Origin of the sequence: Legionella quinlivanii, assembly GCF_900461555.1 — a bacterium.
GTDB lineage: Bacteria > Pseudomonadota > Gammaproteobacteria > Legionellales > Legionellaceae > Legionella_C > Legionella_C quinlivanii.
The window spans coordinates 2,716,004-2,741,753 of the sequence record NZ_UGOX01000001.1; the positions used below are offsets into that span (position 1 = coordinate 2,716,004).

The window sequence follows — 25,750 nt, forward strand, 5'->3', positions numbered from 1 at the left end:
TTTATGCTCCCACAGCAACTATATCAATGACAACATCGATTGGCGCTTTACCCATGTATAAGGCCACTTTTAATTCACGCTCTATCTTCAGCCACATTGAAGACTGGTTATCAATTTTGTAATACAGACAGCTTGCGCCGCGAGGTATACCTTCAGGTGCAGCGCTCAATTTGGTAATGGGAACGCCGGGCAAAGCATATTCAATATAAGTAACAATATCTGAGTAGGCGCAGAGTTTACTTGAATCTTTAACGACGTTCGCAACTTCTTCCTGATTATTTTCTGCATAAATAACCAGATAATATCTTCTCTCTGGTCGTATAAAATAAGGGCCCAAATCGGCATAATAATAGTTATGCTCTTTAGTCATCCTGTGAATTCGACCTGGATCAGCTACGATCGTAATAATTAATTTTTGTAACAGAGTTCGTACCGCAGCAAAACATGCCGTTAGATTCTGGTGATTGTAATCGGGTAAAATGGTCGTATTTTGCTCGCTGCTGCTAAACAGATTGACCTCTGTACTAAAATAACTTAATTCACAGGCGATAGTTTCCAGCAAGGTAAATAAATGCCAGGGGTGCACATTACCCGTTTTTACATATTGCTTTAATACCGGCACACTCCGAAGCAGGGATCGCAAAGAAAACAAACGCCCAAAATTGGCCTTATCAATATGACTGGCATACCAGTCAATTGGCAACTTAAACTTTTCAAGCTGACTGAGAACGCCCATCAGATTTTCAAGCATCGCTCTCATGCCGACAAACAGATTTTCTGCTGCGGCGATATTAACGCAGGAAGGAATGTACACCGGATTATTTTTAATTTCGTTATCAATACGTTTCAATTCAGCAATTTGTATTAATGTATAATTATGGGTATTTTCCAGTTCAAATTCCCAGAATAACTTAACGACGAATTGTAAGGTTTTAAGCTGTGCCTGGGATTCCTGATGATAAAAATCGGCTGTTTCAACACCAGAAGCATAGCTGATATATCGGGTTGTGACTCCGGTCAGGTCTTCCAACTGATTAACAGGGGTCACATTCTTTTTGGACAAAGACAAATCCTTCACTCCCACATAGACTTTCATGGAGTCAGAATTGGCAGGCCAGTCTTTCAAAAATGAGCGCGGTAAAAAAACCGCGTTAGAATCCACCTCAACATATTCACCACCTGGAAGGAATAAGGCCATTTTATCCACTTCAAAACGGCCATTCTTCAAGGCCTGATGGTTCAGTTTTAACTCGGCAAATCCCCAGAAATAAGGAGTTACATAGCGCATTACCTGATTTAATAAAAACTGTTGATGTAACTCAGAACATTGAAAATGTTGTGGTTGTAAAAAAAGTCCATGTTCCCAATCAACTGCTGTTTTCCAAACCATTTTTGGATTATCCTATTTCAAAGATTCAGTGGTCGTTTCTTTTGAAGTGCTGTCGGTAAAATTAATTCCTTTCGCTCCAAGCATCAAACAGATTGCTATACGCCCCATTTTACGATTCATTTCCCAGAAGGTTACGGGCTTCCAGTTTTCAAATACAGGGATTTCAAATACTCGCACCACCTGGTTCGGCACCAGATCATAATAACCGGCAACGACAATGATTCGTCTTGCACCAGCCAAACGGGGGAAGGTATATACTTTCTTGCTGCCAGGCGTTATAAACAGGGTATGCATATAGACTTGTTTGTCCCCTGCCTTGTTCTTGGAGTCTTCAGAATCATCAGCGCTGTCAAGCAGTTTGGCAATGGAATCAGAAGACATCAGCTGCTTTTGAACATCTTCAACCTTTTCTACCTGAATGATTACAAGCTTCAAGGTATGTTTCTGATCATTGTATAGATTAAGATCTTTACTAGCCTCAATACGCATGAGAATAGCATTGTCCTGATAAGTATCTGCCAATTGGGGTTGTTTCGTATTGCCGCCCATTGTGCAGGCAGTTAGCAATACCACAGAGAGTAAACATATTTTCTTAAACACCGACATTCCCTTTCTTATTATAATTATTTGCAGGTAATGCTAGACAACTCAATGATATCAATAGAATATCTGAAATAGCAAGCAACTTGCCTCCAGGCTATTCCCTTATCACTATCTCATTGTCCACAATTTCAAGATGTAAGGCATCCAATTCCCTGTTATTTGTCATTGCCTCAAGAATATATTTCGCCAAGCCAGGCATTATTAGAGCATGCAGACTTAATTCAATCTCTCTTGCCCCCAGCTCAGGTTCATTATAACGCTCTACCAGATAATCAATGATTTCCTCTTTAAACTGGAGCTTAATGGCATGGGTGCGGACCAGTTGCATTTTAAACGCCTCAAGTTTCTGGCGAGTGATGTCTTTTAGCGTTGCCTGCGACAAGGCACGATAAACGACGACAGTCATTCTGGCAAGCAATGCAGGCTGAAAATGCGCCGATAAAATAGGCCAGATCAATTTTGTTAATTGCTCATGGGACAAATTATCAGACCGAAGAATCAAATCGCTGCCTAAATTGCTGGTCAGAAAAATGACTGTATTTTTAAAATTGACCTCTTCACCTTCTCCATCCGTCAGACTGCCTTTATCAAAAACCTGATAAAACAGATTCATGACATCCAGTGACGCTTTTTCGACTTCATCCAGGAGAACTACTGAATACGGGCGCTGGCGCACTGCCTCTGTTAACATACCCCCTTCACCAAATCCCACATAGCCCGGGGGTGATCCTATCAGGCGGCTCACAGAATGTTTTTCCTGAAATTCAGACATATTGATAGTGGTTAAATACTGACGACCTCCAAACACGCGCTCTGCGATGGTCAATGCAGTTTCAGTTTTACCAACGCCGCTTGGCCCCACTAGTAGAAAAACACCGGAAGGCTTGTCGACAGAGCTTAAACCAGTTTTCGAAGCTTTCAACTGTTGTGAAATTACCTCGATCGCTTCATGCTGACCTCTGATTTGCTCTTCAAGACTTTGCTCAAGCGTAAGCAAAGCGGAATATTCGTTCTTCAGCAACTTACCTAAAGGCACGCCTGTCCAGTCTGAAACTACTTTTGCGATAACTTCTGGTGAAACCTCATGATCAATTAACGAGATGTTCCGTTCACCCATGGTATTGAGCAGCTCCTGTTGCCTTTTCTGTAAGCTGCTGCTTTTTTTTGATTTTTTTGAAATCTCTTCACGTATAGCCAGTAGTTCACTGATTAAAGCACTCTCCTCTTCCCAATCGCTCTGAATTGCATCAAGCCTTGCTTTGTTCTCTTTAATTTCCTGCTTCAATGCCTTGAGTTTTTTAGGATCAATGGATTGGCCTTGTTCTTTATCTTTGCTCAGACTGCCCAGCTCCTGCTCAAGTGCCGCAATTTGATTTTCCATAGCACTGGCCTCGGCCGGTTTTGCACTCAGATTAATCTTTACTCTCGCTGCCGCCGTATCTATCAAATCAATCGCTTTATCAGGCTGCTGTCGTCCGGAAATATAGCGGGTAGACAGTTCTGCCGCTGCTTCCAAGGCGTCAGAACGAACGCTGATACCATGCGCTTTTTCATATATTGGCTGCAATCCTCGTAAAATACGAATGGTGTCCTCGATGTCTGGCTGCTGTAATTTAATCAGCTGAAATCGTCTGGCCAGGGCGGCGTCTTTTTCAAAATACTTCTTGTATTCATGCCAGGTTGTTGCGGCGATAATACACAATTCACCGCGCACAAGAGCCGGTTTCAGAATATTGGCAGCATCCAGTCCACCCTGCTGTTGCCCTGAACCAATTAGAGTATGCGCTTCGTCAATAAACAAGATTATCGGAAATTTGGCGGCGGCTACTTCTTTCAACACCGCTTTCAAACGTCTTTCATACTCGCCCTTTACACTCGCACCCGCTTCCAGTAAGCCTAAATCCAAAGCAAGAATACTGGTGTTTTTTAGAAAGTCAGGGACATTCCCCTTGCTGATTTCCAAGGCAAGCCCTTCAGCCAGTGCCGTTTTTCCCACGCCAGGGTCACCTACTAGTATTGGATTATTTTTACGTCTCCGCCCCAGAATATCAATCATTTGCTGGATTTCCGGCCCTCGGCCAAACACTGGATCTATTTGTCCGCTTCGTGCTTTTTCTGTTAAATTGATACAAAACTGCTGTAGAGACTCCCCAAGACGGGATTGATTCTCAGGAGACTCTGCGTTTGAACCTAACTGCGAGATATCCCGTTCGACTGACTCGATCGTATCCGTCTGCCAATGACTCATTAGGCTTTCCAAAGGCAGAAGCTCAAAAATTTCATTTCCAATATGGGTGGGATAATGATTGTGTTTTTTAATCAGAGCAAACAACAAAGAGCTTGAACGTATTTTCTCTACTTTTTGCTCTAGAGTCGCGATGAGCCAGGCGTCCTGCATCCAGTCAAAAAGAGAAACCGAGAAACTGGGTTTTCCCCTGTGCCCCTGTTTTAATTTATCAATACCGGCATGAATATCAAAGCGAATGCTGTCTGGCACCAAGGCCTGTTGCTCAAGAATTAAACTAATATCGCTTCGAGGATTAGATAGCAATTCACTCAACCAATGATCAATAGTCACTTCCCGATGCGTTTTCTGCATACATAAATTAACTGACTGCTCGAGTGTCAGAGCGGTATAGTCATTCAGACGCTCCAGTAAAGCTTTCAAATTGACGGTTAACATGATTTCCTGCCGCTGTTATCAGAACGATTGAACCAAGACTGGCATTTCCTCATGACAGTCTGCTATTAAGCCAATACCTAACCGTGAAGGATTCAATTTCTTTCTCCGGAGCAAGCCAGCTGGCTACCCCTAAAGGATACATACCTGATGATAATTGCATTCCCTGGAGTGAGCCTCGGTCAAGAATCACTTCCATCATGTAATTGAAAGGCTCAAGAACATACAGTTTAAGTAATAATTTCATTAAGTTAATATTGGGACTATCGATTAAAAAAGTAGGGAATACTGAAGCATTCAATGGACCAATCCGAATCAGCACATTATTACTGCTGGCTCTAATCCTGCTGCCAAGATAAGCAGTACGATTTAACTGATTATTACTATGCCCAATATGACAGCGCTGATCATAGGGAATCGATTGCATGGCAAGAAAAAAGGATTTCACCTCAATGGGAACCTTGAAAAAATCAGTCAGAAAATTTCTTAAACCAATCAAACTGCGATGAGTATTAATCCAATGCCCGGAATATTTTAACAGGCGCAGATAATGAGGAATTTTTTCCCGAACCTCTGTAAGCGCCAAACCAATCAGACCAAAAAGTGCATCCTCTACTTGCCGATTATGATGTTCAACAAACTGCTCAATTATCCTGTTTTTAGACCAGACGCCATACATCAACTCGTATAATCGCTTGTGAATAATGTTCAGCAAATATTTCACCTCGCCTATTTCATAAAATTCATCCTGAATAAGCTGCTCTGTATAGAAGGTGGGCAGTGGAGAGGTGGTACCAAATAAACTTAAAAAGGTTGCGGTTAAAACATATTTATTCTGATTTTTTTTTATGTCTTCAATATCGGTTTCAGGAAAAGCAAGACTTAGCCAGGGAACGATATCAAGGCTTGCGGGAATTCCTTGCAGCCTTTCCTGTTCGATTTCGTGACTGAGTAAACGGATAGCCTGATAAAAATTAAAAGATTTCGGCTGGGCTAAAAGCTTTTTAACTATCTCTGGTGAGGATTGTTCAATCTTGGTGTCCATTTCCAGGTCTCTTTAGTACGTGAATTTTTTAAACTCAGTTGAGTGAACGTATTCATCGGTGAGTTCTGTGAAAAATAAATATCCAGGATACAGCCAAACAAATACATATCCCCAATACTTTTGAAATGATCGGGTTCACATACTAATGTAATGTTTACGCCAGCAATCATTTCAGCCAGATACAAACGCCTGCTCTTTTCAACCAGAATATCTTCAACGCCCTGAATTCTGCTCATGTTCAGATGATAATTTTCACCCTTTTCATAGAGATAAAGATTAACAATTTGTTTTAAATAACTTTTATCCAGTATTTGAATAAAATTTAAGACCAGTAAGGACTGGAAATTCCAGATCAAGGCCTGATTATGAACCGGTGGAATGTTGGATGAGGGCGGTATAATATTGGTGAAACTCAGATTTTCAGGCGAACTGTCAGTAAAACGGGTGATATCCCCTTCATCCAGGAGAGTGGTTAGATCCCCATTTGTACAGGTTAAAGTCACTGAAAGGGTTTCGTCAACCGGATACTCTTGGCCAAAATTGTAAAAGAAGCCTATATAAATATCTCGCCCGTTGCCGCTTATCGAGGGGCGATTATGAATCGTATATTTTTTGTTTAAATCCAGCTCATCATTAAAATTTAAGACGTGATCATACACTATCTGTCTTTTTTCGCGTTGGCGATATCCAATCACCTGCTTTACTTCATAAATCTGAAAGTGTTGATCGGCATTATCACTGGGGATAACGCGATACTCCGGCTTTTTATGATCGAGCTGAATAGGCTCGGCATGGTGCTCAAACAGATTAATAATCGGAACAGTATGCAAAACCAGATTGCCTGTTTCTGGAGGAGAAAACCAGACAGGGATGTCTTTAAACTCAAGCGAAATCCTGAAATTCGTGGCATCCGTTTCTCTTATCCATTTGTCAAATCCCTTTAATTTAAAGAACAGAAATTTATAAGGCTGGTTAATGTATTGATGCAGAATGCAATGCGTATTGTCGTCTTTAAATGCCAGAGGATATAAGGGGTCATCTGACTCCAAAGCGCAGGCAACCAGATTTTCAAGCGGCAGAATGTACTCTTTTTCATTGTCGGCACGCAGAATAATCCGTTTTACATAGCGCTGAAGCATATAAAATGTATTGCAGGCTTCTTCCCAGGGCTGTTTTATAAAAAAGCGTAGTTCTTTGCCTTTCCAGTTTTGTAAGGTAACACCGCAAAGCTGGCAATTGATTTCCAGAAGACTATCCCCCTGGAGTGACTCTTTAAATATGATTTGTTCAATTAAGACAGGTTCAACCTCAACATCCACTACGGTACGAAACAGACACTGCGTACCATTTACGGGAATCGAAGCCAGTTCCGTTCCCTTTTTAACGTAGATTGCTTCTCCCAGATTGGGTTTGGGAATAAATTGAATAATGGAAGTACTGGGCAAGGCTCTGGAATACTGGGAAAAAAATAGCTGGGTTAAATCATCTACCATATCCGGTAAATTATCATCGAGCAGAATCTGAATCTGGCTGGTTAAAAATGCAACCCCTTCAAGAAGCCTTTCAATATCGGGATCAGTGCTCTGCTCTCTTAGCATCGGTGCAATAGCAGGATAGGCGGACGCAAATTCCTTGGCCAGTTTTTTTATCTTGCTCAGTTCAGATTGGTAGTAATCGAGAATCATGGCTTATCCTTCAGCATGTAAAACCCGGAAATAATCAATTTCAGGCACTATAGTCTCACTATTACTCTACCATGACTTGTCAGAATCGTGGTGAAATAAACCGATATTTCTTCAAAAGGTTTTTTTAAGGTTCCATCAATATGGCAAGTGATTAACTGTTTATCAGGATTAATGATTAGATTGCTTATTCTAACCTGGGCCACTCTGGGCTCGTAGGTTTTAATCAGATGACTTAAATGCTCTGCCAGTTCTTCTTTGCGAGCCAGAGAATAATCTTCTACCAGCGCAGGTGACTGAGATAAGCCATAATTCTCATCAATCGGCGCATTACCCTGGCGGGTCGACAGAATCTGCTCGATATGTTTTCTTATGGACTCGACTAATATTTCAGGCTCGGACTGATCCAGAGACTTCGAATCCTTTCTGGCCCATCGTCTTAATCGCTCGGTTAAACGCTCCCCTCTCACAAGGCTCTCCTTAAAAAGCAATCCCGGCTGCAGGGCAGCCGGGTCACAGTGATTTAAGTATGGATCAGCTAATCAAGCCGCAGCCTTTAAGCTTCTCGGGACAATCGGCTTAAGTTCCAGCTAAATTCATAACGATTGAGATTGTCAACTATCTTAAATGATACCGGATGCAAATCAACAATCACCAAAGGACCTGCCACATGAGAGTAAACATAATCCACCTCAAGGACCTTCGCCTGACTCAGAGTAATCAGTACAGCAGGTTGTACTTCTCCCTGAGGCCCTGAACGCAGGCAGTGAATATCACAAGTTGTTACATCTTCCCCTGTGAAAATACTTTGCGTTAAAGGCACAATACCACCGCCATCCCAGAGAGTAGTCAGTCGGAAAAATTTAGCATCAGGCACACCGATCAGCTGATCCTGGGCATCAAAATTCCTGACAGTTGATGTTTTAAAATCCACCGCTTGTACCCATTGCTCATAGCCTTTAACGGAGCTGTTGCCCTTGATAACGCCAGCCGCAGTCGTTGTTATTCTTGCCATCAGCTTATACTGGGTGCGTACCACTTCGCCTTCCGGCAGCAAGGGTACGACATTAAGTTCCGGTTGTTGCATAGCCATTTTCTCCTTAAGCGGCGGTTTCTAAATTACCTACTAACTGTAGAGTAATATAGGAGCCCATATATTTAAAATGAGGTCTGACAATTAAAGTGGATTTATACCATCCTGGTTCCCCGGCAACATCTTCCACTGTGACTTTGGCAAAACGCAGCGGTTTTTTTGCTCTTACTTCGGCAACTGGATTTTCCATATCCACTACATAACTGCCAATCCACTCATTCAGCTCGCGCTCCATGTCCACTCTTTCTTTATGCATACCCAGTTTTTCACGCTGCATAACTTTTAAATAGTGAGCCAGGCGGCAAATGATAAACATATAAGGGAATTGAGTTCCCAGTTTATAATTGGCTTCCGCTTCCTTGTTCCCGCTGACATCGACAAAAGTTTTTGGCTTCTGGATGGAATTAGCAGAGAAAAACGCGGCATTGTTACTGTTTTTTCGCATGGTTAATGGAATAAACCCTTGTTCAGACAACTCAAATTCACGTCGCTCTGATATTAACAGCTCGGTGGGAATCTTGCTTTGCACTTCTTTCATAGCATCAAAGAAATAGCAGGGCAGATTATCAACTGTACCACCGCCTTCAGGACCAATAATGTTCACACACCAACGGTATCTGGCAAAACTGTCGGCTAAACGTCCTGCGAAGGCGAAGGCCGCATTACCCCATAGAAAGCTTCCATCATCACCATGGCTGACATCCTCTTTGTAATTGAACGTGCGAAGATTATAACTTCTGTCATCATAGGGCATGCGCAGCATGAATCGCGGCAGCGTTAAGCCGATATAGCGCGCATCTTCAGACTCACGCAAACCATTCCACTCCGCATAAACAGGGCTTTCAAAGATGGCCGCAATATCATTCAGTGTAGGCAGATCAGTCATCGATTTAATATTGAAAAATTCAGGACCTGCTGCTGCAATAAAGGGAGCATGCGCCATTGCGCTGACTGCGGCAATATTACGAAGCAGGGCTACATCTTTATGTGACGGTCCAAAGGTATAATTTCCAATAATAGCGGCATAAGGTTTACCACCAAACTGGCCATATTCTGAACTATACGCCTGTTTGAACAAGCCTGATTTCACAATTTCAGGGGAGTCCAGAAAATCTTCAAACAGCTCTTCTTTGGTCACATTAATAAAGTCAACCTGACTATTTTCCCGAAAGTTGGTTTGATCAACCAGGAATTTTAATGACCGCCAGGCTGATTCCAGTTTTTGAAATTCCGGGTTATGCAGAATTTCATCCATTTGCACAGACAGCTGGGCATCGATGTCGGCAATCACATCATCAACCATCGCCGAAGTCACCGCTTCATCAGTTCGATGTTCTTCAACAATACGATCGATGAATGCGCGAATTCCAGTTTTTGTTACCTCATACCGCTCTTCTTCCGGGGAAATTTCAATCCCTGACAACAAATCATGAACTAATGATTTATCCTGGCCCTTGCCCGGATTTTCTTTCATATCAGCCATCATTATCTCCTCAAAAATGGGTTATTGATTAGTGATCTTTTGAATCTTTTTTCTCTTCAATACCCAAATCTTTTAATAGTTTATCTCGCAAGCCTGGATCTTTAACAATGGCATCCAGCTTTCTTCTGAATTCCGGAGTGTTACCCAACGGGCCTTTCAGGGATTTGAGAGCATTTCGCAATTCCATTAGTTTTCTTAACTCTGGAACTTGTTTGACTAGATGATCAGGTTCAAAATCATGCAAAGACTGAATTTTCAGGTCCAGTGGAATAAAATCATTCTTATCATTGCTTAAACGGTTGGGCACTCTTGTTGTTATTCTGATATCATGAAGCTTTAAAATCTGATTGAAGTTGTCTTTGTTGATACTGACGGTCTGTCTTTTTTCCAGAGGAAGTTTGGACGGTTTATTAGTAAATTCACCTAACACCAGCTGTCGCAGGGGAAGCTCAACTATTTCCTCCGCCCCCTCGATGCTGGGCTTGTACACAATATTGACCCGTTCTTTTGGGGCCACAGACTGATCTTTGCGTGCCATTTTCCTCTCCATTGTTCCAAAAAGAATGTCCACTGGTGGACTTATAAGTTAACCATAGCACAAATTATTAATTTTTCTGCCAATTCAGAATCTTTTCAAAAATTTAACACCAGCAAACGAGATTTTTGCAGCACAGGTCGTGTGTCTTCTCTCACAGGTCTCTACACATCTATGTAAAACAGTCTGCACCAAGCATGTACGTCTCTCGGCTTGTTCGAGGGATTCAGAAAACTCAAAAGAGAAACACTGGATTCCCCGCATAAAGCGGGGAACGTAGGGGCATAAAGCGGGGAACTTAGGGGCATAAAGCGGGGAACGTAGCGGGCATAAAGTGGGGAACGTAGCGAGCATAAATCCGGGAACGTACCGGGCATAAAGCGGGGGAACGTAGCGAGCATAAAGCGGGGAACTTAGGGGCATAAAGTGGGGATCGTAGCGGGCATAAAGCGGGGAACGTAGTGAGCATAAAGCGGGGAACTTAGGGGCATAAGCGGAGAGCGTAGTGGTGTGAGGGAATGCCTTAGGGAGTAGGGGTTAAAGTCTAAAAGCAGCGCCGTTAGCCTCTGGCCAGTTGACAGCTTATAACTCAATAGCTATTGTTGTTAATGACGTATTATGGAGAATTGCATGCAAAATCAGATTCTTATGCCCAAAATGCACGGCCCGCATTTTGAAGGCAGCGACACCGAAATATTGCAGTTTGAAGGAACGATGGGGGTATCAGAACTTTATGAGTTTCGTGTCGAGCTTGCATCCAAACGTCTCATTCACGGTAATGAAATTATTAATCATCCTGCCAAGATGACTTTTACGACCAAAGCGGGAACCGAGAGCCCTCTGCACGGCCGCGTCAATTACTTCAGTCATACAGACAGTCTCGATGAATACTATGTATACCAGATGATTATTCAACCCGAAGTGACTCGCCTGCAAAAAACCAGACGGACCCATGTTTATCTCGAAAAAAGAATTGAGGAAATTCTGTGGCATGTCTTTCAGAGAAATAATATTAATCATGTCCGATTTGATCTTGTAAATTCTCATCCTGTGCGCGAATTCGTATTCCAGTACAATGAACTCGACTGGCAGTTTGTGACTCGCTGGATGGAACACGAAGGCCTATTCTATTTTTTTGAGCACACTGCTGATAATGAAGTTCTGGTTATCACCGACAGTAACTCCACATTACAACTGAATAAGGACATCAATCGACTATTCTATCACGGCTATACAACGGATAGTGAATTCGACCCCATGGCCAATCTGATTTATGATTTTGAGTTTTCCACCAGCTCACAACCGGCCGAAGTCAAAGTTAAATCCTACAATTATCAACAATCCTCCAAATCCTACAATTCCACTGCGGTCATTGATCCGCAAGGAGTTGGAGAAATTGTTTACTGGGCTGAAAACGTTCATAGTCAGGAAGAAAATCAGCGCATCGCCAATCAGATTGCCGAGAGCTTCAAGTGGCAAAAAGAGATTTTTAATGGCACCGCCAGTGCGGCATTGATTAATCCCGGCAGTTTTATACAACACCAGCATTTTAAGCTCGGTCATTTAAATAAGCCGATGCTGATCATCCACGCCAAATATAGCGGTTCGCAGAAGAAATCGTTTTTTTCCTATCATTCAGTGGCTATTGACGCACCAGAGGATCATTTTTCCTGCGACTACCGTTCAATCGATAAGGCAATCCCCTTTCGATCCGTCCTTCAGACCCCGTTGCCGCGTATCAGCGGCGTTCTTCCTGGCTTCGTTGATCATGAGGGAGGCGAAGATACCGTTCAAATCAACGACAAAGGACATTACAAGTTTCGCATTGCCATCAGCGATGATGGTCCGGGAAAAGGTTCTCGCTGGGTTCGCAAACTGGAAAGTTATATTGGCGACAAATACGCTTTCAGCCTGCCTATGCGCAAGGGAATGGAAGTCGCTATCGGCTTTCATTTTGGTAATCCGGATTTACCCATTCTGTTAGGTGCTATCGATAATTCGACGCATCGAAACCTGATTGCCAGTGATAATCAGCAATACATGGGGCTGCAAACCAAAGAGAAGAATGTTTTCTTTATCAATGAACAGAAAGGAAAAACCCAGGGAATAAAGCTGCGTACTCCTCACAATAATACCACCATAGTTCTGGGAACGGATGATATTTTTCAATCCCAACAGGATATGGGCTACTATTTGAGTACCCTGAGTCACTCCAACTCCTATATTGGAAAAGATGCCAATATTACTATCAAACAAAGTAAAAACCTCAGTGTTGACAAAGATTACACTCGTTTTGTCAAAGGCAACGCCACAATGGTTTGCCATCAGGACACAAATTATCAGGTCAAAGGCAATGAAACCGTACAGATCAATCAGAGCCAATACAACTATATCGATCAGAATCTGATGAACTCCATAGGAAATGCCATGATTACCGAAGTGAATGGTAATTGTGCTTGGCATGTCCTGGGAACCCATATTACCTCGGTAAAAGGTTTCACCGGTAGTTATCATTTGGGAGCTACCATTAAAAGTTATACTGGCGCCTATATTACAGATACCACAGGAATTGATATTAAATCAGTACTGGGAGGGTCCGTTCAGTACCTGGGTCCTTTTTCAGTGCAAGTAACTCAGGGATTCAAATACGTAGACGACTCGGCAATAAGCCTGCATACATCGCCAGTCATCATTCAGCAGGCCCTTGGCATGATTTTGCTTCAGTCAGGAGGTTCTTCGATTATCATCGATGATGCAGGCATTCAAATTATAGCGCCTACTTTAACAATCAGTTGTCCTGCAGTTAATGTGCTCTCAGCTGCTACCAATTTCGCCAGTGCAGAGTTTGGAGTAACAGGCAATGTCACAATCGGCGGTGCACTGGTAAGTCTTGGGATCCCAAGTCCGGGAGCCGCAGCAGCCAGTGCTGCAGGAGCCGGGGCTGCGACAGCCGTCAGCTCTGCGGCGGCAACAGCCGGAGCAACTGGGGCTGCAGCAGGTGCAGCTTCCTCTGCTGCCAGTACTACCACAGGAATTATTGGTGCGACCATGGGCGCTATTGCAGGAGGAAAGTTGGTTGTTGGCGCCACTGTTTTTGCTACGGACGTGATATCGGATCTCGCAGGCAGTTCCCCCCCCTCGGCACCAGCACCCGCATCTGCGCCTACTGAAGTCCCTCCGGCGCCAGACGATGGAGTGCCCACTTAACTGGCAATTTATCCTCTGGAAAACAGAGGATTAGCTTTATACTATCCAAAACTAAAAGAAGAGAACCATCCCGAAGGTTTTGCCGTATCTTCAAGCAAATGAATCTGCTTTATATTACTAATGCGAAAATCTTGATCCCACCGTTCTTTATCCCAATCCAGCCAGTCAAGAACTTCGAATCCCAAATCTTTAAGCTTTTTAATACCCCTATCCCTGTAAGTTTCCTGCTTAACAACCAACCTTTCGTAATAGCGTAAATTATAAAAAGGATTAAGCGGTACGGTATCCACTGCTTTTCTAAAATATTGCAGATTATTTTCATTTAAATCAAAAAAGTAATTGATATCACCCAAAAGAAAATAGGCTTTTCCCAGTATTAATTTCTGTTCCCGCTCCTTTGCTCCCTCTAATAAAGTCACTATTTCCTTTAAGGACTCCAGGATCCGTTTAAAATTTTTTGTATGCTCTGCAAGGTGTTCTTTCCGAACATCCAAATTCGCCGAGTAGGTTGCCGGCACGCGAATTAGCTCACAAAAATAATCAACTTTTCTCATCAGGGCTTTAACCAGGGCCTTTTGATGATATTGCTTTTCAATGCTATCCGTCGGCTGACAGGATTTGAGCAGTTTAATCGCATAGAGAATATGGGCAATTTTGCATTTTGAAATATCAGTGTTTTCAGCCTCATCCGCATCGATGAGAATTTGAGCATAGAATCGTTTTGAACTGGAATAATGCTCGTTTCGGTCATTGCATGGACTGAGTTCATAAGCCTGTCTGCTGGCAGTCAGGGCTTGCGAATAATGGGAAGCGGCCTTTTCCCAGTCGGCAGTTCCTCTAAAATCCCGACCGATTTTTAATTTCTTTTCCGACTCCTGATGAAAATAGACTGAAGCCTGTGAGCAACAGGTTTTATCGAAATCACGCTTTTCGGATGTTCCCTGATATAGGGTATAAGCCTCTTCAAATTCTTCATTAGCCACCAGCACACGAAACACCATTGCCGGCTCTCTTTTCTCTAACCCCGGATCAAGCCTCATGGCCATACGGATGTTTTCAATATTTTTTGAATCCCTAAGATAATGTTTAGTCAATTCGATTGCCAAAGGACTGCTTTTTTCAACGATACCCAGGTGTTGAGCAGCATTAAAGTGTTTAATTAAATAAGCACAAGCCTTTGTGAGATCTTTCAATTGTAGAATCAGATTAGAAGCACTTGAAACGTCTTTCTTCTCAAGAAAATAGTCAATATAAATTTCTATATCCTGCAAGTATATTAGAGAGTCATAATATAAAGCACGTCCCAGATTTCTCTGCGTTTTAACCTGTGGATTCTCTATGAACAAATTAATTGGAGAAAAACCATAAAACATGCTTTTCTTATCTTCTTTCGCTTTCGCCAGATAATAATTTGCTACGGCCCTGGCATAATGACTGCCATTTAAAAAAGAGTAGCGCTGATAAAGATCAGGCTCAAGGTTCTCTCTTGTTTGAGTAATAAGATGACTATCCTGAGGGTCAAGGCAGGGAATTAAATCCCATAAACTTAAAGCAGCAAAACTGCTTCCATAGTAAGATGGCGGCGATATTCCCCTTCCAGATCCGAATTGCGGAAAACAAGAGGACTGATTTCGATAGTAATTGAGCAAATTTCTCTGTAATTCGGCAGAAATTTCAGAGCTGTAATTTTGGTTAACCAGCTGTTGAAAACGCTGAGGCAAAGGGTGTTTCAGTATTGTTTCGCGAGTTCTATACCCTTTTAAATAGCCATAATAAGCAAACTTACGCAGTGACAGTTGCACCAGATGTTCATCGCAATGATTAGTAAATCCAAACCAGCCCTTCAACGACTCAAAATAGTAACGCCATCGTCCCGCAGAACGTAGTTTATAACCCTCTGTATAGATGTAATCTGCTCTTGCTAATTGCTGCCACTTGCTTTCAAATTGATTCTGATTGCATTCATAAAGAATGAGATCAGGATAGTAACCCATCACACTGCGATACGCTTTGGGGATCCGGCCCATCGCAATCTTATTGATAATGCTCACCGACTACCCAATAAATAAATCTATCAATGAGCGCAATAATATAACATTTTTAATATTAGATGAACTATTTCTGTCTGAGATCATCGCCAACAGCAGCCTGAACTGAATGCACATGTTCCTCATCTTTTATATTTTTGCTGCTTTCCTGGCCAACCCTGGACATTTCCCTGCGGGTGGTTTCCGTCGTTGTGCAGGCAAAAATTGAAAACCAGAACGCAATAATCATTGTAGATATCAATGTTTTCATTATCTGCTCCTTCCTGGAAGAGATAAAACGACTGAGTCCAATTACTGCTATGGCTTCTGTCTATCCTATAATTAAAGAAAACTATTTAAAGATAGACGACGCTTTGGAAATTAACAAGGGAAGGAATTTTGCCATGAATCAACCTAAAGACTCTCCCGATAAAAGCAGCGAAACTGAAGAACCGACCGCGGTCGAGTCAGCCGATGACAAAAAACTGGATACCGAACAGGACGAAGGACGTCTTGATAACAAAGAGCGAGATCCCAGAACCGGAGATTTTCGCAGCTCATGACGCCTATTTTCTTGAAACAAAAGGATTGTCCTTGATGTAAAAGCGTAGTAATTCGTTTGCCCACTCCTTAGCGTAATTAACGCCAATTCTTGGTGTTTTAACAATCGAAAATGGGGTCTGACCAGGCTCATCCTGTAGAAGATAAAAGTGATCGCTTAAGAGATCCTGTCCATAATGCTCTTTAGTGATCCCCATTGCTTTTGATAACAAGCCAGGACCTTGAGTACGCTCTGAGATATTTTGGATGGGCTCGAGTGCTCGTAACAAAACGCCACAGCCCTTCCCCTCCGTTTCAGTTACAATATTGGTGCAGTAATGCATCCCATAAATCAGATATACATAGGCATGGCCTGCGGGTCCAAACATAACACGTGTTCTTGGAGTAAGGCCTTTTGAAGAGTGCGCGGCGAGATCATGCTGTCCCAAATAAGCCTCTACTTCAACAATACGTCCTATTTTCTGTTCATTGCCAATGTGACGAACCAGATATTTTCCTAATAAATCCTGGGCCACAATAGTCGTATCCCGGGCGTAAAATTCGCGTTCAATTTTTTTCATATAAGACAAATACCGAAAATTCTATTAGTATGTTAATTCCAATTACAGTCATAGACAGGGAGCTGTTATGAGTTCTAGCGTTAATTATAAACCAAATGATTACAATCACATCACCCCTTATCTCATTGCCAACGAGGCGCGTAAAGCCTTGGAATTCTATAAAAAAGTCCTTGGCGCAGAGGTTGTCATGTGTATGGAGGGTCCTGATAACCGCATTATGCACTCTGAGCTTCGTATCGGTGATTCCAAATTTATGCTTGCTGACGAATGCGAAGAAGCCCATTCCAAAAGCCCGGCAAGTTATGGCGGCTCGCCAGTCGGCTTATACGTCTATGTCCCAAACGTGGATGAAGTGGCTAAACTCGCAGAAAAAGAAGGGGCCACGATTACTCGTCCTTTAGAAAATCAGTTCTATGGGGATCGTACCTGCACTTTCACTGATCCTTTCGGGCACATCTGGTCCATTGGCACTCATATCGAGGACGTTTCAGAAGAAGAAACTCAGCGGCGAATGGAAAAAATGATGAAAGAACAGGGCAAAAAATAAATATTCCTGCCAGCAGCACTGCCTTAAGACTTTACCTACGTCCCTCGTAAGCGCCTACGTACCCCGCTTTATGCGGGGTATCCATAACAATGGTAGTGAGTTTTAAAATGCTTTTGCCAATCAGACGCATTGCCTGGATACCCCGCATAAACCGGGGTACGTAAGCTCTTAGGGGGACGTAGGAGTAGGAGTTAAAGCCTTATGAAGTGACAAGAGCCCAACCTATGCAATTACATAGTTTCCTTAACTTAATGGCAGCACCTGCAGTAATCACTTCTAACAGCAACTCATTCCCTTCGCAGCAGCCGCGCTGATTTTCTCTTCCGGCTGTTTGCCTTTGCATGAATGAAATCTGAGGCTTCCGCTTTCTGGTTCGACCAACTCTTCCAACCCCAAATCATTGGGTTTAAATACTTGCTGCAAATCAACATAGGAATCGCGGCCATTCTGATTCTCAAACTGCGCATCGCAAGACTCCAAATGCGGTATCGGCTGTTTTTTGAAACGCCAAAGATTACAGAAAACCAAACCCATCTGCAAAATCATCAGGCTGGCTCCTATTCCAGGATTGAGAACAAAACCTGCAGCAATCAATAGAGTGCTGGCAAGCAACACCGCAAACAGATTATAACCCAGAGTAAAATACAGATTCTGCGTTATATTACTCATCGTTTGCCGAGCGACAGTAAAAATAGTTGCAATGGGTAAAAGCGAACCGCTTTGGATAATAGCGCCCGCTTTTTTCAAAGTCAGCACATGAGAGGATTGCGATTGCACACCCACGCCAAAATCAGCATCAGTTACCGCTACTGAATCATTCGCCGCATCACCCACCATTGCCACGACATAGCCCAGGTCCTTTAACTCTCTGATTAACTGAGATTTAGAATGGTCCTGATCCTTTCCGGCTAAGGCAACTCTGCCTGCCCTGATATTGGAAGATGGAATCTTAAGACGTTTACCGTAACGGTTTGCAGTTTCTTCACAGGCACCAGTGCTTATGAATACTTCGATACCATTGGCTCTCATAATTTCCAGAGTGCGGAATGCATCTTCTCTCAAAGGGTCGACCAGTTTAAAATAAACCTGCAGCTTTCCGTTAATGGCGACATAGGCTACAGAATCCGCATCATCGAGAACACTCGAATCAATATCGATAGCAATCTGATGTTTTCGCATAAAATCTTCATTACCAATACAGATCTCAAAGCCGTCAATGAGCCCGCTGACTCCTGAGTGATCCTTGTTATTAAAATCTTCAATCTGCAAAGACTTATACTCGTCTCCAAAAGCCGCTGTGTGCTCAAACAAGGCTTCACCTATAAAATGCTTCGCCTTTTTTTCCAGGGCAGCAATGTAAGTAAATATGCGTTTCTGATTTAGAACAGGATCTAAAAACTGTACTTTTTCTACTACAGGAATGCCGGTGGTTAAAGTGCCATGAAGATCAAAAACGACCGCAGTGACTTTTGCGGCGGTTTCGAGGGCCTCGGGGCTGCTGAACTGAACCCCATGTTGGGCTGCTTTATGGATTCCAATTTTCATGGCCGTGGGTACGACTAAACCCAGGATGCAGGGGCAAGCTGAAACTAGCACTGAAACTGCGCATTGAATAGCAAAAACCGGAGGAAAAAAAAGACCAATAATAAGACCGGTCACTGCTGCAATGGCAAACACTGAGGGTATGAAATACTGCATAAGTCTGTCGGTTGTATGCTGAATAGGTGCTTTTGAAATCTCTGCAATCTTTAAAGCATGATCCATATGTGCCAGATGCGATTCAGCTTTTGTATGACTGACCCGCATCATTAAGGGAGCAGAGTATTCTGTCAGACGCAATCCTGAAAGTAACTCCGTTCCCTGTTTGAGTTTCTTAGGCACGGGATAGCCGTTGATTTCGTTTGTATAAAATTCGCAGCCTTCGGTCAGGCAGATTCCATTCACAGGGATTATCTCTCCTGGAAAAATACAAAGGATCTCCCCCTTCTCAATCTCTTCCAGGGGTTTATCTGTCAATTGCTCATTTTCATAGACTTGAACAAACTCAGGCAGATCCTCTTCAAAGGCTTGCGCAGTAATCAACTGTCTGGTCAGGGAGTTTTTAATCGCCTGGCCAATATGGCGGAATCCAAGAATCAATAAAGCCGCTTCAAACATCATTGAAAACCAGGGAACAAAAAATGAGGCCAGGGAAACCACTAAAACCACCAGAGTACTTATTGCAAATAAAGTATCCATACTCAATTTTTTTGATTTGAAAATATCCAGATAAGCCTGTTTGAATGTAGAAAATCCTATCAGAAATGTCAGTAAACTGCTGATTCCCCCTATTGCCATCATGGCTGCCAAAGGGAGTCCGCCTGAAAACATACATAGAATCATCAGTGCAAATCCGGCAGTAACCCCCACACCGCCCTGAAACCAGTGTGAAAGTAGGCCATTCTTTAACTGCATCCAGAACGTGCTCTGACCTTCTTCCTCGATATTTGATTCCGGTGAAGGCAATGAGGGGTTCGCGGCCGTTCCGGTTTTGGGTAATGTTTGAAAACTAAGAGAATAACTTTCCATAAACCTGCAGTTAACACACATTTCCTCATCTAGAAAACCGCAAATCTTGCCGCTCAATTCGACATCTGCTTCATTATGCTCCCAGACAATCACTTTAAGCGTTTTACTTGCCGGATCGGCATAATATTCATAACTGGGGTTAAAATCCGCTTTAAGGCGGTTTTCGATTGGCTTGGTGCAGGCACTACAGGTTACATCAGGAATTGAAAATTGATAAATAATGGTCATGAATTGCCCTTTGTAGATAGGTATCTACACATCTCTGAAAACAGAGTCTGCTTTTATCTTCTACGTCCCTCGGCTTGTCCGAGGGATCCAGGAATCTCATGCCAGGATTGGATCTCTGGATCCCTCGGACAAGCCGAGGGACGTAGGGAGTAGTGGTTAAGGCCTAAAGGCAGCGCCATTAGTTTTAACCTACGCATCCATTTTGCGAATCATTCCTTTCATATGCTCGCTGCGAGCCACATCGGCCTGCGCTTTCTCTGCCAGCGCTTTAGAACGATAAGGACCAAGAAGCACCCGATACCAAGTAACCTGTCCCTGTGGAGCAGAAGTTATCATTACATCAAAACCCTTTAACACCAGATTCGCTTTTACTTGTTCAGCGTCAGGGCGTCGATTGAAGGAAGCAATTTGTACCAGGTAATACTCTTTTGTATTTTTAGCCGCTGGAGCTGCCACGGGTTTGCTTTCTGCTACAGTCACTGTTTGTGGTGCTGCCGGGACTGGAGTTTTAGCGGTAGCGGCCGGTGCTGTCGATACGCGGGCTACTTGAGAAGACTGTTGGGCCGCTTGTTGTGCGGTTAGGGTATTTGTAGAGGGAATAGCGCGGGGTGTGCCGGCTCCTGGACGATTAGCCAACACCTGGGGGCTGGAATCTTTTGCCAACAGGGTATAAAACTCAAATTTTGGTTTCGGGGCCTCGGCCTTTTTAGCAGGTACGGTTGCCTCGGGATGAATTTCCTGAGCAGCAAGCACATGTTTATTCAGCCATGCGCTTAAGCTGGTAAAATCGAAAATCGTAGCGGTAAGATAACCCCCCAAAAAAGAGGCCAGCAACAATAGCAATTGCCGTGGGGCATTGCTTCGTTGTCTTGACTGTCGCTTTCTTACGTAATCCTTTGCCATCACATGCTCTCTGGGCATGATACGCCCAATAATTGTAAACCATTCCTTAAAACCTGCCTTACAGCAGTTAGTAAACACAATCTTGCAGAGCGTAGAGTATCTTGTTCACACAATAAAGTCACTGCATTGTAATAACTATGAAGGCCGTTTGCGAGTTCACGCAGATAATAGGCGATCTGATGCGGTTCACAAACAGCAGCTGCTGAAGCGATCACTTCGGGATAACGACTGATTAAGGTCATCAAAGCCAGTTCATGAGGTTCAGTCAGTTTAGAAATATTCGCCATGCCTGTTTCCTGGCTCCAGCTTAAGCCTCTTTCCTTTAATTGCCTTAACACGCTGCTAATGCGCGCATGAGCATACTGAATGTAATAGACTGGATTATCATTAGACTGCGATTTGGCCAAATCCAAATCAAAGTCCATATGCTGCTCGGGTTTGCGCATCACATAAAAAAAGCGCGCCGCATCCTTACCCACTTCTTCCCGCAACTCACGCAGAGTCACAAAAGAGCCGCTTCGGGTGGACATCTGAACACGATGCCCGCCACGGTATAAAATGGCAAACTGTACCAGTAACACATCCAGTGCATTGTCATCATGGCCCAAAGCATTAACCGCTGCGCGGATTCGAGAAATATAACCGTGGTGATCGGCGCCAAAAATATCAACCACACGGTCAAAACCGCGATCATATTTATTCCAGTGGTATGCAACATCTGAAGCAAAATAAGTAGTTTGGCCATTAGCACGGACTAACACCCTGTCCTTCTCATCATCAAAATCGGTCGCCTTAAACCATAGCGCGCCTTCTTTGATATAGGTGTGCCCAGCCTCTTTTAAAGCCTGGATCCCCTTTTCAATCGAACCGTCTTCCAGCAAATGCTGTTCTGAGAACCAGCAATCAAAGTGAACACCAAAGTCTTCCAGGTCATCTTTAATATCATCCAAAACAGAATCAAGCGCTGCCTTATGAAAATATTTAAACCCATCCAGACCCAGTAATTGCTTGCAGCGTTCGATAACCGCATCAATATAAAGTTCCTTGTCGCCTCCTTCAGGCTCATCGGCAGGCAGGTTTTCCCTGATTAAAGTCCAGGCTTTCTTATATTCATCGCCATGTTCTTCAAATACCGCCGCAGCGATATCATTAACATATTCCCCGCGATAACCGTTGGCCGGAAATGTAATTGTCTCGCCGGTCAGGGTCAAATACCTTAGCCAGACACTAACAGCCAGAATGTTCATTTGTCTTCCGGCGTCATTCACATAATATTCGCGGCTCACTTTATAACCCGCAGCGCTCAGCAAATTTGCAAGCGTCGCGCCAAAGGCGGCACCACGGCCATGGCCTACATGCAGAGGCCCGGTGGGATTGGCCGATACGAACTCAATTAAAACAGACTGCTGCTTGCCGAGATCACTGTGACCATACTGTTCCTGCTGCTCCAAAACAGTCGCAATCACCTGTGACAAGCTGTCTTTTTGCATAAAAAAATTGATAAACCCAGGGCCGGCAATTTCAATTTTTGCAATGCTTTCAGGTTGGCCTATTGCTTTAATCAATAACTCGGCTAACTGACGAGGAGCCTGGCGGCAGGGCTTGGCTAATATCAAGGCCAGATTGCTGGCAAAATCGCCATGTGAAGTGTCTTTACTGCGTTCTACTTTAATCTCGACCTCAACCTCCTGAGGGATAATGTTAGAGGCTTTCAAGGAGTGAATCGCATCAGTAAGCAAATTTTCGACAGTCAGTTTCATTGGCTTATTTCATTTCGTCAAAAACCAACTATTATGCGCTTTTTCACGTCAGATGCAAACTATTATCGAGGCTGGACGACAATGTCCAGCCATAAGCGACAAAGTTCTAAGAGCATTTGGGTCCTGCGGCTTAAAACATTCTCCATAAGGACTCTTTGGATTTTGTCATTTTAAAATTGCGGTAAAAATAACAGGCAGGATACATGAGCATCAAACCAATTAGCCAGAAGCCCAGGAGTCCACCTGCCGAGCTTAGTTTAGCGGGTAACAGGATGGAAATTATATAATAGAGATACCAATGGCAAATGAAAAAGAACAAGGCGCATTGGCCAAAGGTTTTCAAGGGCTGCAGAACAAAGGGTATGTGTCCGATACGGTTTTCCAATTTTAACCACAGCAGAATTCCTGTCAGATTAATGCCCCAGGCAAAAAGAAAATAGGAAAGACTGGGAGGATATTTACTGGAGCAGAAATACGAGCGCCAATCCAAATGTTCACCAGGTACCAGTAACTTATAATCACCCCAGGAAAATATTCCTTGCAGATAAGCAGTTTTTAGCAAAAACCAGCTTGCCAGTAAAGCCAATGCTATCCACTGCAAAAGTTTAATGCTTCTCGCATCTCGACGTGAAATGATTTTGCCGATAATGAGTCCAAAGGCGACAGCGGGGAACCAGGGAAGGGGCATAAAATCAAAATCCACATGAATCCCATGAATGTTATAGCCTCCTCCTAGCAACAACAGGATTTTGCCCAAGGTTGGCGAAATATCCGAGGCCTGAGTCTGGAACACCAGTAACTGGTTGATAATTATTATGCCGGCGCCAATCATTAACGGCAGCCAATAATCGATAGCAGAATGTGCTCTACCCCAGGCAGTTTGTTTTATGGCTTCAAGTAATCGTAAACAACACGCCGCCAACATCATGCATATGCCTAAAGCATAGAGAACACCCACATATAAATAAAAATGCTCGGAGGAAATAGTTTCAAAAAAAGCCATGATAGTAAACTGGACGGTTACCATCACTGCCCCACGAGTTAGCAAGTATCGCCAAACTTCATTGGCGTGGTAACCTTCCTTCAGGCGGGAATGCCATAAGAAGTAGATCCCTATCCCCATCATCATAAAGAAACCGCCAGCGACAATGGAGGATACACCCACTTGCTGAAAAAAATCGACCCAAAAATCACCCTTCCATGCTGGAGAAGCATCCATGTGATAGTTGGAATAGCTATCCGCCCCCATGTATTCGCGTCCGTGAGAAAAAGCCATCATCATCATGATCATGCCGCGCTGTATATCTAATGCACTAAAACGGGTTGCCTTACCACTGGCTCTGCTTTTAGTTTCTTCATTCAGAAATGAGGCCTGCGAAATTGCTGACTGATTTTCTTGCAAGATATTCAAGATTAATATCCTTATCGTTGAATGGTCCAAATAAGTGATGAACAGTATTGCATGTTCATCGCGAACCTATCTTTGCAATTTACAAGCGCTTAATCAAGAGCTTCTGAATCGTCCAAGCAGATATTCACCTACTGCCCGAATTCCCATCGCTTCCCCGCCTTCGGGTTTGCCCGGTTTGGAAGAAGTATTCCATGCCATCACATCAAAATGGAGCCAGGGAGTATCTGCGGGAATGAAGCGTTGTAAAAATAAAGCGGCAACAATTGCCCCAGCATAAGGGGCCGCGGAGCAATTGGACAAATCCGCAATTGAAGAATCCAGCAAAGGCGCGTAAGGTGCATAAAGCGGCAAACGCCATACAGGATCATTGACCCTCACTGATGTATCGTATAGCTCATTCGCCAATGCATCATCATTACAGAATAAGGCTGAAATTTCGGTACCAACCGCCGTTCTAGCAGCCCCGGTTAAGGTTGCAAAATCAATGATGAGCTCTGGTTTCTCCTCGCCCGCCAGGGCAAGCGCATCAGCAAGGACTAATCGCCCTTCCGCATCGGTGTTATCCACTTCAACCGTGAGGCCATTTCTCATCGTCAATACGTCGCCAGGACGATAAGCGTCCGGACCAATAGCATTTTCTACAGCGGGGATTAGCACTTGCAGTCTGACCGGGAGTTGCTTGTCCATAATCCATTGAGCCAGTCCCAGCACTTGCGCGGCTCCACCCATATCTTTTTTCATAAGACGCATGAAGTTTGAGGGTTTAATATCCAGGCCGCCACTGTCAAAACAGACTCCTTTTCCAACCAGGCAAACTTTGGGATGATCTTCATTTCCCCAGTTTAAGTTTAACAGGCGCGGCTGATGAACAGAGGCTCTTCCCACAGCATGAATAGCAGGGAAATTGGCCGTTAAAAGCTCATCACCAACCCATTCCTGAAAACTGGCTCCATAACGAGTGGCCATCGCTTTTACAACATCCGCCAAATCCTCAGGTCCCATACAGTTAGTGGGAGCATTAATCAGGTCTCGGACCAAGAATGCGGCATCGACATCCTGAATAATATCTTGCAGATTCTCGTTAAGTATGAGAACCCGAGGTTGTATTTCCTGCTTTTTATAACGATCATAGCAGTATTGAGCCAGGCCCCAGAAGATAATATCCGCATTGCTCAAATCCTGCTGCAGCTGATAATTCCCTTCCGGCAGGCGGGAAGCAGCGATAGCCAGCGACAGCGAGTAACTGTTGGACTCACCCGCCCCCAGATACACTTTCTGACATTTTCCATTGTCGCCGCTAATGATGCAAATATCCCCCGCATTTCCCTTGAAACGCTGGGTAAAAAACTGATTACGCTCAGAGGCAATCAGCTCGGGCATTCCTGAATCCCAATCCTGTTTAGCAAGCAGAAAAACAGGAACAATATCCTGACCTTGATTTTTATAAAATAATTCTGCCTGCATAGC

At 43.5% G+C, this 25,750-nt stretch carries 20 protein-coding genes; 3 read left to right on the forward strand and 17 right to left on the reverse strand.

What is annotated here, in order from left to right; translation table 11 throughout:
- Position 1 precedes the first annotated feature (1 nt).
- The 9 genes from tssK to tssB all read right to left on the reverse strand — a co-directional run bounded on the left by tssK (position 2) and on the right by tssB (position 10,514).
- Complete coding sequence (gene tssK, locus DYH61_RS11555; RefSeq protein WP_058507676.1) at positions 2-1,390, reverse strand: type VI secretion system baseplate subunit TssK; 1,389 nt, start codon at positions 1,388-1,390, stop codon at positions 2-4.
- Positions 1,391-1,402: 12 nt separating this feature from the next.
- Positions 1,403-1,990 (reverse strand): type VI secretion lipoprotein TssJ, encoded by a 588-nt coding sequence (locus tag DYH61_RS11560; RefSeq protein WP_058507677.1) that lies wholly within the window; start codon positions 1,988-1,990, stop codon positions 1,403-1,405.
- Positions 1,991-2,087: 97 nt separating this feature from the next.
- Positions 2,088-4,676 (reverse strand): type VI secretion system ATPase TssH, encoded by a 2,589-nt coding sequence (gene tssH / locus DYH61_RS11565; RefSeq protein WP_058507678.1) that lies wholly within the window; start codon positions 4,674-4,676, stop codon positions 2,088-2,090.
- A gap of 49 nt (positions 4,677-4,725) precedes the next feature.
- A complete protein-coding gene (gene tssG, locus DYH61_RS11570; RefSeq protein ID WP_058507679.1) occupies positions 4,726-5,718 on the reverse strand; it encodes a type VI secretion system baseplate subunit TssG in 993 nt (330 codons plus the stop codon).
- Positions 5,682-7,403 (reverse strand): type VI secretion system baseplate subunit TssF, encoded by a 1,722-nt coding sequence (gene tssF, locus DYH61_RS11575; protein ID WP_058507680.1) that lies wholly within the window; start codon positions 7,401-7,403, stop codon positions 5,682-5,684. The genes tssG and tssF overlap by 37 nt, the downstream gene beginning before the upstream one ends.
- Before the next feature lie 47 nt (positions 7,404-7,450).
- Entirely contained in the window at positions 7,451-7,870 is a 420-nt protein-coding gene (gene tssE, locus DYH61_RS11580; RefSeq protein ID WP_058507681.1) for a type VI secretion system baseplate subunit TssE, read from the reverse strand.
- 86 nt (positions 7,871-7,956) lie between these two features.
- Complete coding sequence (locus tag DYH61_RS11585; RefSeq protein ID WP_083499222.1) at positions 7,957-8,493, reverse strand: type VI secretion system tube protein Hcp; 537 nt, start codon at positions 8,491-8,493, stop codon at positions 7,957-7,959.
- Positions 8,494-8,500: 7 nt separating this feature from the next.
- Positions 8,501-9,979, reverse strand: coding sequence for a type VI secretion system contractile sheath large subunit (tssC, locus tag DYH61_RS11590; RefSeq protein ID WP_234999772.1), 1,479 nt, complete (start codon positions 9,977-9,979; stop codon positions 8,501-8,503).
- A gap of 25 nt (positions 9,980-10,004) precedes the next feature.
- Complete coding sequence (tssB, locus tag DYH61_RS11595) at positions 10,005-10,514, reverse strand: type VI secretion system contractile sheath small subunit (protein WP_058507684.1); 510 nt, start codon at positions 10,512-10,514, stop codon at positions 10,005-10,007.
- 627 nt (positions 10,515-11,141) lie between these two features.
- Between tssB and DYH61_RS11600 the strand changes: the two genes are divergently transcribed.
- Positions 11,142-13,718: a type VI secretion system Vgr family protein gene (locus DYH61_RS11600; RefSeq protein ID WP_058507685.1), complete on the forward strand. Its 2,577-nt coding sequence runs from the start codon at positions 11,142-11,144 to the stop codon at positions 13,716-13,718.
- A gap of 41 nt (positions 13,719-13,759) precedes the next feature.
- Here DYH61_RS11600 and DYH61_RS11605 read toward each other — a convergent pair whose 3' ends face one another.
- Positions 13,760-15,769: a hypothetical protein gene (locus tag DYH61_RS11605; protein WP_133129066.1), complete on the reverse strand. Its 2,010-nt coding sequence runs from the start codon at positions 15,767-15,769 to the stop codon at positions 13,760-13,762.
- Between the two features lie 64 nt (positions 15,770-15,833).
- Positions 15,834-16,016: a hypothetical protein gene (locus DYH61_RS11610; protein WP_058507687.1), complete on the reverse strand. Its 183-nt coding sequence runs from the start codon at positions 16,014-16,016 to the stop codon at positions 15,834-15,836.
- Positions 16,017-16,149: 133 nt separating this feature from the next.
- Here DYH61_RS11610 and DYH61_RS15670 point away from each other — a divergent pair, with 133 nt between their 5' ends.
- A complete protein-coding gene (locus DYH61_RS15670) occupies positions 16,150-16,308 on the forward strand; it encodes a hypothetical protein (protein WP_157072295.1) in 159 nt (52 codons plus the stop codon).
- 3 nt (positions 16,309-16,311) lie between these two features.
- On the opposite strand, the gene DYH61_RS11620 is transcribed toward DYH61_RS15670, so the two are convergent.
- Complete coding sequence (locus DYH61_RS11620) at positions 16,312-16,866, reverse strand: DNA-3-methyladenine glycosylase (protein ID WP_058507689.1); 555 nt, start codon at positions 16,864-16,866, stop codon at positions 16,312-16,314.
- 67 nt (positions 16,867-16,933) lie between these two features.
- On the opposite strand from DYH61_RS11620, the gene DYH61_RS11625 reads away from it, so the two are divergent.
- Positions 16,934-17,413: a VOC family protein gene (locus DYH61_RS11625; protein WP_058507690.1), complete on the forward strand. Its 480-nt coding sequence runs from the start codon at positions 16,934-16,936 to the stop codon at positions 17,411-17,413.
- A gap of 276 nt (positions 17,414-17,689) precedes the next feature.
- Here DYH61_RS11625 and DYH61_RS11630 read toward each other — a convergent pair whose 3' ends face one another.
- From DYH61_RS11630 to DYH61_RS11650, 5 genes are all read right to left on the reverse strand, one after another.
- The gene (locus DYH61_RS11630) at positions 17,690-20,209 is read right to left on the reverse strand and encodes a heavy metal translocating P-type ATPase (RefSeq protein WP_058507691.1); all 2,520 of its coding nucleotides are present in this window, start codon (positions 20,207-20,209) and stop codon (positions 17,690-17,692) included.
- A gap of 189 nt (positions 20,210-20,398) precedes the next feature.
- Positions 20,399-21,112, reverse strand: a complete 714-nt coding sequence (locus tag DYH61_RS11635) for an SPOR domain-containing protein (protein WP_065236161.1) — start codon at positions 21,110-21,112, stop codon at positions 20,399-20,401.
- Positions 21,112-22,872 carry an arginine--tRNA ligase gene (gene argS / locus DYH61_RS11640; RefSeq protein WP_058507693.1) on the reverse strand — a complete coding sequence of 587 codons (1,761 nt, stop codon included), beginning with the start codon at positions 22,870-22,872 and terminating at the stop codon, positions 21,112-21,114. The genes DYH61_RS11635 and argS overlap by 1 nt, the downstream gene beginning before the upstream one ends.
- A 130-nt stretch (positions 22,873-23,002) precedes the next feature.
- Positions 23,003-24,283, reverse strand: coding sequence for a heparan-alpha-glucosaminide N-acetyltransferase domain-containing protein (locus DYH61_RS11645; RefSeq protein ID WP_058507694.1), 1,281 nt, complete (start codon positions 24,281-24,283; stop codon positions 23,003-23,005).
- Between the two features lie 93 nt (positions 24,284-24,376).
- The gene (locus DYH61_RS11650) at positions 24,377-25,747 is read right to left on the reverse strand and encodes a leucyl aminopeptidase family protein (protein WP_058507695.1); all 1,371 of its coding nucleotides are present in this window, start codon (positions 25,745-25,747) and stop codon (positions 24,377-24,379) included.
- Between the last annotated feature and the right edge of the window lie 3 nt (positions 25,748-25,750).